Raw genomic sequence first — 10918 nt, 5'->3', positions numbered from 1 at the left:
ACTTCGCGGCACCTTACCGCAGGGTCGCGCCTTTTCGTCGCGGGCTCCCGCTGCCGCACCGGCCCTGGGCGGCACAAAGAGGCCCCCGCCCGGCACGGAGCCGAACGGGGGCGGTTTGCGGCCCGCAAGGGGAGCGGAAACTTACGCCGCGTCCGGGTTCGGGGTAGTAGGCTTGGTGGCTTTGGTGGCTTTAGCCGCCGCGCCGTTGCGGTACTGGTAGCGCTTGCGCATCTGCTGCAGGGGAGCCTGCACGGCGGCGGTTTCGCCGTTGTCGTTGCGCAGGTCTTCGTAGATGTCGTCGGCCGTCACCATCACATCGGCCCCGACGAGGCGGTACGTATCTTCCAGCCGCTGGCGCAGCGGGTTGAGCACGGCCAGGATTTCGCCCAGGTCCTGAAACAGGGTCACGTCCTGCTCGTACTCATCCAAATCGAAAGAGCGGCGGGTGAAGTCGAGGCTGGCGCGCACAGCGTCGCGGCCGGCCAGGGCGTAGGGCACCCCGTCGATACCAATCTTGCGCAGGCTCTGGCTCTCTTCGGGCTGTAGCGTAATCAGGAAGTCGAGCCGGCCGCTGAGCTCCTTCAGGGTTTGGATAAAGGCCGTTTTGTCGGCGGGCTTGATGGCGGCGGAAATGCGGTTGCCTTGTTTCATGGGGAAAGTGGGAATTGGTGAAAGGAAAAGCGCTGTTACAGTTTCTTGTCGAAGCGGCCGTGGGTGACGCGGATGGAGTCGCAGCCGGGCTTGTAGAGCGTGAAGTCGAAGGTGCCGGAGATGATGCCGGCCGTCAGGTCCAACTTGGTAATGGTGAGCGTGCCGCGCCGGTAAGTGGTGGTGTTGTCAGCACTTCGCCAAATACAATTCGTTTTTACATCGCCAAATCTGGCTATAGCTGAACTTGTATTCAGAAAGGAAAATGAGCCAATCCCCGTAATCTGCTTGGCCCATAGGGAGAGGGTTTGAAAGTCGGTAGCACCTTGGCCGTAGATTTTGTACGTGCTGATGTTAAGAATGCCTCCGTCAGGGAACCGGTCGTAGGACACGGTATAGTTAGCGGTGCCATCGTTTCCCTGCGGCGTCCAGGGCTGGCCGTTGACGAGGCAGCCGAAGGTGTTGGCTCCGGTCTGGGTGGCGGGTGGCAACCGCTCCAGCGGGCTGGGGTCGTCGTTCTTACATTTGGAGCACTGCGTGAGCAGCAGCAGGGCGGCATACAGGAATAGTTTGCGCATAAGGAATAGGTAGTATCGGCAACAAAAAAGCCCATGCCACGGCCGGGCCAGCAGAGGCCGGGGCAGTGTAGCAGGGGCAATAGGCGGTGGTAGGGGAAGCGGGGCGGAAAGTGCTGGTAAGGTAGCAGAACCGGAGAGGATTGCAATACGCCGATATAGGCTTTTGCAACAGGAAGCCGGGCAGCAGCTGGAGAGGCTAGCTTTTCATCCTGAGTGGGTTGCGGTGAGCACAGAGAAGTCTCGTACCATGTGGACTGCGCCTGGATATCGGGCGGGCGGGATAAGGTCCTTCGCAGGCTCAGGATGACAGATTACTCCACCAATCCACAACTCCACGGCCCCACCAATCCGTCACCCCGCCACGCGGCGGCGCAGGAACTCGCGCAGGGCCTGGGTGAAGGGTGCGGCGGTGCTGAGCTGGTGGTAGTCGAAGCCGTGGCGGCGGGCCTGGCGGGCGGTGTCGCGCAGCCACTCCTGTAGCTGCTGCTGCCAGGCGGCGCGCTGCTGGTCGGCGTTGAGCTGCAGGCGGCGGCCGGTTTCCAGGTCCTCAAACGTCACGGCCCCGCGGAAGCTGAACTCCAGCTCGTTGCGGGCCATCAAATGCAGCAGCAGCACCTCGCCGGAGGTGGCCCGCAGCCGCGTCAGCAAGCCCTCAATTTCGGTTCCTGATTCATACATATCACTCACGCAGATAGTGAGGGCGCGCTGGCGGCGGGCCGTGAGCGGGGCCAGCACTTCGGCCGACGGGAAAGTGCCGGCCGCCTCGGCCGTTTCGAGGGCGTGGTAGAGGCGGGGCAGCTGGCGGGCATCGGCGCGGGGCGGCAGGTGGCGCAGGCCGGCCGGGTGCAGAATGGTGAGGCCCACGGCGTCGCCCTGCTGGGTGGCCAGGTAGGCCAGTGCCGCCAGCAGCAGCCGGGCATAATCGAGCTTGGTGAGGCCGTTGTCGTCGGGGTGGTTCATGCTGGCCGTGGCATCCAGCACGAGGTGCACGGTCAGGCTCGTATCCACCTCCGATTCGCGCAGGTAGTACCTATCGGAGCGGGCGGCCAGGCGCCAGTCGAGGCGGCGCAGGTCGTCGCCGGGCTGGTAGGGGCGGTACTGGCTGAACTCCATGCCCGCGCCTTTGCGGCGGCTCAGGTGCTGGCCGTGCAGAAAGCCTTCGGCTGCCTGCCGCGCCGCCAGCGGCAGGTTCTGTAGGGCGTGCAGGTGTTCGGGCGTGAGCATGGGTTAGAACAGAGAAACAAGAACTTAGAGCTTAGAAAAGGGCGCAACTCACGCCTAAGGCTCATGTGTGAAAAATGTGGAAAAACTCAGTGTAACTCGCCTCATGAGGTGGGAGAGTTTCAGGTCTAAGTTCTTGGCTCTACTTTCTCAGCTCTATACAACAACGGCCTTCAGCAGCGCGGCTACGGCATCGTCGGAGGTGAGGTTTTCGGCTTCGGCGTTGAAGTTGAGCAGCACGCGGTGGCGCAGCACGGCCGGGGCCAGCGCCCGGATATCGTCGAGGGTGGCCGCGAACCGGCCCTGCAGCAGCGCGCGGGCTTTAGCGCATAGAATCAGGGCCTGCCCGGCGCGCGGGCCGGCGCCCCAGCGGCCGTAGTCCCGGATGAAGGGCACCTCCGACGTGGCCGGGCGCGTGGCCCGCACCAGCCGGTTCACGAAGCGGAGCAACTCGGGGCTCAGGCTCACCTGCCGTACCAGCTGTTGCAACTGCCGCACGTCTTCGCCGGCCAGCACGGGCCGTACTTCGGGCCGCGCGGTGCCGGTAGTGCCGCTCAGCACCGCCAGCTCCTCCTGCTCGGTGGGGTAGCCGATGCGGATGTAGAGCAGAAACCGGTCGAGCTGGGCTTCGGGCAGCGGGTAGGTGCCGCTCTGCTCGATGGGGTTTTGGGTGGCCAGCAGAAAGAACGGCTTGGGCAGCGCGTGCTCCTGGCCGGCGTAGGTCACGTGGCCTTCCTGCATGGCTTCCAGCAGCGCCGCCTGGGTCTTGGGCGGCGTCCGGTTGATTTCGTCGGCCAGCACCAGGCTGGCGAAGATGGGGCCGGGGTTGAACTTGAACGAGCGGCGGCCGGTGCCGTGGTCTTCTTCCAGAATCTCGGTGCCCAGAATGTCGGTGGGCATCAGGTCGGGCGTGAACTGGATGCGGCGGAAGGGCAGGTCGGTGGCCTGGGCGAGGGTGCGCACGAGCAGGGTTTTGGCCAGGCCCGGCACGCCTTCCAGCAGCGCGTGGCCACCGGCCAGCAGCGCCACCAGCACCTCATCGAGCACGGCTTCCTGCCCCACAATGATTTTGGCAATTTCCTGGCGCAGCGGCGGCAGCTTGGCGAGCAGGCGGGTAACGTCTTGTTCGGTCATATAGTCGGTAGTCGGGCGCAGCCGGATCGGGAGAGTTAGGCCGTGAGGGCGTAGAGCAGGATGTTGACGCCGAATTTGGTGTTGTCTTCGGCCAGAAAGCGTTTGTTGCGGAAGTCGTAGTCCCACTCGCAGCCGTAGTCCTTGTTGGAGTAGAGCACGCCCAGCCGGCCGTTGATTTCGATGCCCTTCAGGTAGTCGTGCACCAGGTCGTCGCCCCAGCCGTTGAGCTCGAAGCTGGTGGGCGGCGGCCCATCCGGAAACTTGAAAAACTGCGAGTAGATGGCGTGCGTCTTGGCTATCTTCTTCAGCGCGCCCGCCCCGAAACACTGCCGCATCTGCTCCTCGAAGGAGCGCGCAAACAGCCCGTCGATGTCGTGGTTGCAGTCATCGACGAACACGAAGCCGCCGTTGCGCACATACTGCGTGAAGTTCTTTTTCTCGGCGGCCGAAAACTGCACCAGCTTGTGCCCTGAAAGGTAGCAGAACGGGTAGCGAAACAGCTCTTCCGAGTCCAGGGCCACTACTTTCTCCTTCTGGTTCACCGGAATTTTGGTGTACTGAATCAGGGAGTGCAGCAGGTTGGTGGGCATCCGCTCGTCCACGCCGTCCCAGTCGCCGGAGCGGTATTGCAGGCGCACGAAGGTGAAAGGAGCGGGCATGAGCGGAAGTACGGACAGAAAACGGGAAAACGACGCACTGCAACAGACGCGCCCGGCGGTGCAAGGTGGCTTCTAGGGCCGCATCGGTCCAAAAAACTGTGCCCAAGGATTTCTATCCGGTTGAACAGTAAAAAGTTAGATGGAAATACTGTATCGGCAACCCGGGGTTTTTCGTTAGCAGCCAGTACACTCACCTCATGGCCACCCTCACTATGAAGACGATAAGACTCTTTTTCGCGCTGCTGCTGCTCCTGGCGGCCGGCCACGCGCAGGCGCAGATTGGCATCAAGGCCGGCATCAACGGGGCGGTGCTCGATGGCCAGAACATCGACATGGACACGCGCTACAAAACGACGTATCACGCCGGCATTTTCGTGCGGCTGCCGGTCATTGGGCCGCTGTCGGTTCAGCCGGAGGTGCTTTACTCGCTGCAGGGCTCCCAGTTCCGCTCGGCGCTGGCCAACTACGACACCAAGCTGCACTACCTCAATGTGCCCGTGCTGGCCCGCGTGAAAGTGGGCCCCGTGTTTGCCGAAGCCGGCCCCCAGTTCGGCGTGTTGCTGGGCGCCCGCGAAGACGGTACGCTGCGCATCAGCGCCGCCGACGGCTACGGCCCCGTAGACCGCTCAGCCGACAGCAACTACAAGAAAACCGATTTTGCCCTGGCCGCCGGTGCGGGCATCGAAGTCGGCAACCTGATTCTGGGCGCGCGCTACACGGCCGGCCTCAACAACATCAACGACGTGGACGACCTGAACGGTGCCAACGACCCGCGCCTCAAAAACCGCGTGATTCAGGGCTACGTCGGCATCCGCTTCGGCAGCGAGTAGAGACTGGCGTAGCTATGCAACGGCCTGCTTACGAAAGTGAGCAGGCCGTTTTTGTTGAATGGAAACCCAGAAGCGGCTTAGTTGGCGCTGCTGCCGGCAGGCTGGTTGTATTCCGTGATGATGCGCACCATATCCTGGTAGCGGTAGCCCTCGGCTTTGGCCTTTACCCTGGCTGCCAGCTCGGGCTTTGTGCTCAGGTATTCGCTGAGCTGCTCTTCAAACTTGCCGCGCTTCACCTCCGCCAGCTCCCCGTTGCGGCGCAGGTACCAGTGGTTTTTGGTGTACGGAATGCCCGCAATGGGCGTGAACACCGCGCCCGGCACCGGCAGGGGCACCGGCACCGATTTGGCCTCGGCAAAGTTGAACAGCTCCACCGGGCCATTTACGAGGCGGGCGGCCAGAATATGCAGGCTTTTGCCGTTCAGCTTGAGCGTTTCGGAGTACTGGCCCCGCACGGTCATGCTATGGATTTTATCGACGCTGATGAAGCGCGGCTGCGGAAACGGCCGCACTTCGGGGTGCGTGTTGAAGTAGGAAATGCTCTTCTCAAAGCCATTCACGCTGATGGGGAAATACGCCTTCACCTGCTTGCCTTCGGGCGTCATTACCTCGCCGGGAGCATAGGCGCTCCGGCTGCTGGTTTCGGCGGCCCGCACCGAGTCGGCGGGGGCTTGCTGGGCCTGCGCCGCTACGCTGGTGGCCAGCAGCAGGGCAGCCGAAAAAATAAGCTTCATAACAGTGGAAAGAGAATAACTAATGCAAGAAAACGGCTTTCATAGCTCCCAAAGAGCATATGAAAGCCGTAAGTTACAATCTGGAAGCCGACTCGCCTACACGGCGTCGGAGAGGCTCGTGAACGTGAAGTCGCGCACCTTCAGCGGGGGCACCATGTTGCCGCCCAGCCGCTGCGGCTTCCCGATGGCCTCGATGTTGTTGAGCATAATCACCGGGCTTTCGTTGAAGCGCATGTTCTTGATGGGGTGCTTGATTTTGCCGTTCTCGATGTAGAACGTGCCGTCGCGCGTGAGGCCCGTCACGAGCAGCGTCTGCGGGTCCACGTCGCGGATGTACCATAGGCGCGTAATCAGGATGCCCTTGGCCGTGCCCTTGATGAGGTCCTCGACGCTTTGGGTGCCGCCTTCCATCACGAAGCCGCTGGGGAAAGCCGTGGCGGGCTTCTTGTTCTTTTCGGCCCAGAAACGGGAGTAATACATATTCTTCATCACGCCCTTGTCTATCCACGTCATGGGTTTCACGGGCAGGCCGTCGCCATCGAATACGCGGCCGGGGGCGCTGGTATTCAGCGGGTCGGAGTAGATAGTAACGCGCGAGTCGAACATCTTCTCGCCCAGCTTATTGCCGCCGCCCTTCTTGCTCAGAAACGAGCGGCCCTCGTCGGCACTGCGGGCATCCAGCGCATAAATCAGGCGGTTCAGAATGCCTTCGTCGGACACCAGCGCGGCGGGCTCCAGAATCACGGTATACTTGCCGGGCTCAATGGCCTTGGCGCCCACCGAGCCGGCGGCTTTGTCGGCCGCGCGCTTGGTCATGGCCTTGGTGTCGAACTTGGTTACGTCCGTGAAGTCGCCCACGGCGTAGCCCGAGCCGGTGCCATCGGCCGTGCGCACCGTCACCGAAAAGTCGAGGTTGGTGAGCTGCTGGTAGCCTTCCAGCCCCTTGCTGTTGCGGATAGCCGTGAAGCTGGGGCCATCTTCGAGGTAGCCGGCGGCCGTGAGCTTGCGGCCTTCGCACAGCGCAATGCTGTCGGCCGCTACCTGGGCCCGGAAGTCGGGGCTGATAGCGGCGGTGCTGGCAGCGTAGGTGATGGGCGTCAGGAATTGCTGCGGGCCCAGCATCGGCACGTATTCCGGGTCTTCGGGAGCGAGGCGCGCAATTTCCTCGGCCCGCTGCACGCAGCGGCGCAGCGTGGCGTCATCAAACTGGTTGCAGGTAGCCACGCCGGAGCGTTTGCCGAAGCGGGCTTCCACCCCCAGGCTCACGTTGCTGGAAGAGCCGGCCGTGCTTACCGCGTTGCGGGCGTAGCGGATATTGCCGGTGGTGCTGCCGGTAAGCTGGGCGGCGCACTCGTCGGCGGTGGAGAAGCCAAGGACTTTTTTGAGAATAGCCTGCGCTTCATCTTTGGAAAGAATTGCCATATGTTGATTGCTGTGTAGTGATTGTTAGTTGTTGATTGATAAGTGTTTGAGCAATAGCAATCAACAAGAGGCAATCAGCATTTAAATTTTGCGGGCCGTATTGATGACGTTGACGCCGTTGAAGCGCGTGGTACTGGAGCCGTGGCTCACGGCCGACACCTGGCTGGGCTGGCCCTTGCCATCGAAGAACGTGCCCAGGAACCGGTAGTCGGAAGCGTCGCAGCTGCCGGCGCAGCTGTTCCAGAACTCCTGGGTGTTCGCCTGATAGGCTACGTCTTCGAGCATACCGGCAATCTTGCCTTTTTCGATGGCATAGAACACTTTACCGCCGAACTGGAAATTATAGCGCTGCTGGTCGATGGAGTAGGAGCCTTCGCCGGCAATGTAGATGCCCTTGTCTACTTTGCTGATCATCTCATCCACGCTCAGCTTGTCTTTGCCGGGCCGTAGGCTCACATTGGGCATGCGCTGGAACTGCACGCTGCTCCACGAGTCGGCGTAGCAGCAGCCATCCGACTCTTTCTGGCCGAGGATGTGGGCCTGGTCGCGGATTTTCTGGTAGTCTACCAGCTTGCCTTCCTTAATCAGGTCCCACTCTTTGGTCTTCACGCCTTCGTCGTCGTAACCTACCGCGCCCAGCGAGCCGGGCTGCAGCTTATCGGCTACGATGTTGACCTGCTTGGAGCCGTAAGGCGCGCCTTTGGCTTTCCAGTCGAGGGTGGCGAAGCTGGTACCGGCATAGTTGGCTTCATAGCCCAGCACGCGGTCCAGCTCCAGCGGGTGGCCCACGCTTTCATGGATGGTCAGGCCCAGGTGTGAGGGGTCGAGCACCAGGTCGTATTTGCCGGGTACTACGCTCTTGCAGGTGAGTTTTTCCTTGGCCTGCCTGGCGGCCAGGGCAGCATCTTCCAGCATGTCGTAGCGCTGCTTGTAGCCAATGACACTGGTGCCCTGCGGACCGGCCATTTTATCACTGGCGCGGGGCGTCAGGTACTCGTAGCCCAGTCCCATCGGCGAGGCCATGGAGCCGCGCGAGCGGAACTTGCCCGTGGTGCGGTCTACGACCGTTACATCAAACGTGGGCCAGATGCGGTGGATATCCTGGTCGATGTAGGAGCCATCGGTAGAGGCGAAATACTTCTGCTCGTTCACCTGAAACAGGGCGGAGTTGACGTAGCTGGCGCCGTTGTCCAGGGCTTTGCCGTTGGCGGCCAGCAGCAGGTCTACTTTCTCCTTTACGGGCACCTCGAAGAAGTTTCTTTCAATCGGGGTTTTCCACGACACCTCGCCGTAGCCTTTCTGCGGGGCCAGCTGCACCGGCGTTTTCTGCACTTTCTGGTTGGCTTTGGCAATGGCCACGGCCGTGCGGGCAGCTTCCGCCAGGCCGGCCTCCGTCACGGTATTGGTGGCCGCAAAGCCCCAGGCACCGTTTACCAAAGCCCGCACGCCCGCTCCAAAGCTTTCCGTGCTGACGATGTTCTGCACCTGCTTTTCGCGCGTAAACACGTACTGGTTGAGGTAGCGCCCAATGCGCACATCGGTGTAGCTGGCCCCGGTCGCTTTGGCGGCGTTCAGAGCCGCATCGGCCAGCCGCTTTTTCAGGGCCGGGTCGATGGTGTCGAGCAGCTGCTCAGGCTCCACAAAGATGCCGCCCATGCCGGGCAGGCTCGGGAGCAACAGGCTGCCGGCCGCCAGACCGGTAAGCCCCACAAAATCACGTCTTCTCAAAGTGCTGGGAGATGAAAATGGATAGGAAAGGAAGAGTGCCCGCCGGTGCCGGCAACCTGCTTGGCTGCCAGATGCCGCACCACCCGGAAAGGTTGGCCGATGCGGATGAATATTAGGAAATTAGGATGATAAAACAACGGCCTGCCGGGCAGATTCCAGCAGGCCGTTGTGGTAGAAGAACAGCAATTTCGCCTAGATTTTGCGGGCGGTATTGATGACGTTGACGCCATTGAAGCGGGTGGTGGCGGAGCCGTGGCTCACGGCCGAGCTTTGGCTGGGCTGGCCTTTGCCGTCGTTGAAGAAGCCCGCAAACCGGTAGTCGGAGGCGTCGCAGCTGCCGGCGCAGCTGTTCCAGAACTCCAGCGTGTTGGTCTGGTACGCTACGTCTTCGAGCATGCCGGCAATCTTGCCTTTTTCAATGGCGTAGAATACCTGCCCGCCGAACTGGGAATTATAGCGCTGCTGGTCGATGGAGAAGGAACCGTTGCCGGCAATGTAGATGCCTTTTTCCACGCCTTTCACCAGGTCGTCCACGCTCATTTTGGTGGCGCTGGGCCGTAGGCTCACGTTGGGCATGCGCTGGAACTGCACATCCTGCCACGACTGCGAGTAGCAGCAGCCGTCCGACTCTTTCTGGCCCACAATGTGGGCCTGGTCACGGATTTTCTGGTAGTCTACCAGCTTGCCCTCCTTAATCAGGTCCCACTCTTTGGTTTTCACGCCCTCATCGTCGTAACCTACCGCGCCCAGCGAGCCGGGCTGCAGCTTATCGGCCACGATGTTGACCTGCCTGGAGCCGTAGGGCGCGCCTTTGGCTTTCCAGTCGAGGGTGGCGAAGCTGGTACCGGCGTAGTTGGCCTCGTAGCCCAGCACGCGGTCCAGCTCCAGCGGGTGGCCTACCGACTCGTGAATCGTCAGGCCCAGGTGATGCGGGTCGAGCACCAGGTCGTATTTGCCGGGCACGACGCTTTTGGCCGTCAGCTTTTCCTTCACCTGCTTGGTAGCGCGCACAATGTCCTCGAGCATGTCGTAGGAATTGCGGTAGCCCACCACATCAGAGCCGGCCGGACCGGCAATCTTGTCGGCCGCTTTGGGCGTGAGGTACTCGTAGCCGAGGCCCATCGGGGCGCTCAGCGCCTGGCGGGAGCGGAACTTGCCCGAAGCCCGGTCGATGGCCGTTACGCCAAACGTGGGCCAGATGCGGTGAATATCCTGGTCGATGTAGGAGCCGTCGGTAGAGGCGAAGTACTTCTGCTCGTTCACCTGAAACAGCACCGAATTCACGAACGAGGCCCCGTTTTCCAGCGCTTTGGCATTGGCATTCAGCAGCAGATCCACCTTGTCTTTGATAGGCACCATGAAGGCATTCTGCTGAATGGGCGCTTTCCAGCTGACTTCGCCAAAACCCTGCTGCGGCGCCAGCTGCACCTTTTCCTTTTGCACCACCGAGTTGGCCTTGGCAATCTGCACGGCCAGCTGCGCGGCTTTGGCCATGCCCGCTTCCGTCACGATGTTGGTGGCCGCAAAGCCCCAGGTACCGTTGGCAATAACCCGCACGCCCGCGCCGTAGCTCTCGGAGCTGACGATGTTCTGCACCTGCTTTTCGCGGGTGAAAACGCCCTGGTTGAGGTAGCGCCCGATGCGCACGTCGGTATAGGTAGCGCCGGCGGCTTTGGCAGCGTTCAGGGCGGCATCGGCCAGGCGCTTCTTCAGGGCCGGGTCGTCGGCCGCATCCAGCAGGCGGAGCGGGTCTACGGCGAGTCCTTCGCCAAAACCGGGAATGCTGGGCACGAACAGGGCACCGGTAGCCAGGCCGGTAAGGCCCACAAAATCACGTCTTTTCATTGTCAATGAGTGAATGAGGGAATGAGTGGATGGGCGAATGAGGAATAAGTAGCCGAATGATTTCTTGTTGATCGAACGACATGCACTCATTCCTTCATTCCCTCATTCACTCATCGGAA

The 10918-nt window shown here is 61.6% G+C and carries 10 protein-coding genes; 1 reads left to right on the top strand and 9 read right to left on the bottom strand.

Features of this window, described 5'->3' with window-relative positions; translation table 11 throughout:
* Positions 1 to 141: 141 nt before the first annotated feature.
* From BUE15_RS01300 to BUE15_RS01280, 5 genes are all read right to left on the bottom strand, one after another.
* Positions 142 to 651 carry a hypothetical protein gene (locus BUE15_RS01300; RefSeq protein ID WP_073280881.1) on the bottom strand — a complete coding sequence of 170 codons (510 nt, stop codon included), beginning with the start codon at positions 649 to 651 and terminating at the stop codon, positions 142 to 144.
* Positions 652 to 686: 35 nt separating this feature from the next.
* Positions 687 to 1226, bottom strand: coding sequence for a Riean_0653 family protein (locus BUE15_RS01295; protein WP_073280880.1), 540 nt, complete (start codon positions 1224 to 1226; stop codon positions 687 to 689).
* A 351-nt stretch (positions 1227 to 1577) separates the two neighbouring features.
* Positions 1578 to 2450, bottom strand: coding sequence for a DUF58 domain-containing protein (locus BUE15_RS01290; RefSeq protein ID WP_073280879.1), 873 nt, complete (start codon positions 2448 to 2450; stop codon positions 1578 to 1580).
* Positions 2451 to 2603: 153 nt separating this feature from the next.
* Complete coding sequence (locus tag BUE15_RS01285) at positions 2604 to 3581, bottom strand: AAA family ATPase (RefSeq protein ID WP_073280878.1); 978 nt, start codon at positions 3579 to 3581, stop codon at positions 2604 to 2606.
* 35 nt (positions 3582 to 3616) lie between these two features.
* Positions 3617 to 4240, bottom strand: a complete 624-nt coding sequence (locus tag BUE15_RS01280) for a DUF4159 domain-containing protein (RefSeq protein WP_073280877.1) — start codon at positions 4238 to 4240, stop codon at positions 3617 to 3619.
* A gap of 197 nt (positions 4241 to 4437) precedes the next feature.
* Between BUE15_RS01280 and BUE15_RS01275 the strand changes: the two genes are divergently transcribed.
* A complete protein-coding gene (locus tag BUE15_RS01275) occupies positions 4438 to 5070 on the top strand; it encodes a porin family protein (RefSeq protein WP_073280876.1) in 633 nt (210 codons plus the stop codon).
* 77 nt (positions 5071 to 5147) lie between these two features.
* On the opposite strand, the gene BUE15_RS01270 is transcribed toward BUE15_RS01275, so the two are convergent.
* The 4 genes from BUE15_RS01270 to BUE15_RS01255 form a co-directional block, all read right to left on the bottom strand.
* Positions 5148 to 5804, bottom strand: coding sequence for a hypothetical protein (locus tag BUE15_RS01270; RefSeq protein WP_073280875.1), 657 nt, complete (start codon positions 5802 to 5804; stop codon positions 5148 to 5150).
* 96 nt (positions 5805 to 5900) lie between these two features.
* A complete protein-coding gene (locus BUE15_RS01265) occupies positions 5901 to 7226 on the bottom strand; it encodes a TldD/PmbA family protein (protein ID WP_073280874.1) in 1326 nt (441 codons plus the stop codon).
* A gap of 81 nt (positions 7227 to 7307) precedes the next feature.
* Positions 7308 to 8954 (bottom strand): TldD/PmbA family protein, encoded by a 1647-nt coding sequence (locus tag BUE15_RS01260; protein ID WP_073280873.1) that lies wholly within the window; start codon positions 8952 to 8954, stop codon positions 7308 to 7310.
* A gap of 192 nt (positions 8955 to 9146) precedes the next feature.
* On the bottom strand, positions 9147 to 10799 hold the full coding sequence (locus tag BUE15_RS01255; RefSeq protein WP_073280872.1) for a TldD/PmbA family protein: 1653 nt from the start codon (positions 10797 to 10799) through the stop codon (positions 9147 to 9149).
* Positions 10800 to 10918 lie beyond the last annotated feature (119 nt).

The sequence above is a fragment of the Hymenobacter psychrotolerans DSM 18569 genome (assembly GCF_900142395.1).
Lineage (GTDB): Bacteria > Bacteroidota > Bacteroidia > Cytophagales > Hymenobacteraceae > Hymenobacter > Hymenobacter psychrotolerans.
The sequence above is the reverse complement of the archived record's forward strand: the minus strand, read 5'-3'. Positions and strand labels throughout refer to the sequence as shown.

Bases quoted from the DNA above. Each gene is read 5' to 3' on its own strand.
- BUE15_RS01295 (WP_073280880.1), bottom strand. From the start codon at position 1,226: ATGCGCAAACTATTCCTGTATGCCGCCCTGCTGCTGCTCACGCAGTGC.
- BUE15_RS01280 (WP_073280877.1), bottom strand. From the start codon at position 4,240: ATGCCCGCTCCTTTCACCTTCGTGCGCCTGCAATACCGCTCCGGCGAC.
- BUE15_RS01255 (WP_073280872.1), bottom strand. From the start codon at position 10,799: ATGAAAAGACGTGATTTTGTGGGCCTTACCGGCCTGGCTACCGGTGCC.
- BUE15_RS01275 (WP_073280876.1), top strand. From the start codon at position 4,438: ATGGCCACCCTCACTATGAAGACGATAAGACTCTTTTTCGCGCTGCTG.
- BUE15_RS01265 (WP_073280874.1), bottom strand. From the start codon at position 7,226: ATGGCAATTCTTTCCAAAGATGAAGCGCAGGCTATTCTCAAAAAAGTC.
- BUE15_RS01270 (WP_073280875.1), bottom strand. From the start codon at position 5,804: ATGAAGCTTATTTTTTCGGCTGCCCTGCTGCTGGCCACCAGCGTAGCG.
- BUE15_RS01285 (WP_073280878.1), bottom strand. From the start codon at position 3,581: ATGACCGAACAAGACGTTACCCGCCTGCTCGCCAAGCTGCCGCCGCTG.
- BUE15_RS01290 (WP_073280879.1), bottom strand. From the start codon at position 2,450: ATGCTCACGCCCGAACACCTGCACGCCCTACAGAACCTGCCGCTGGCG.
- BUE15_RS01300 (WP_073280881.1), bottom strand. From the start codon at position 651: ATGAAACAAGGCAACCGCATTTCCGCCGCCATCAAGCCCGCCGACAAA.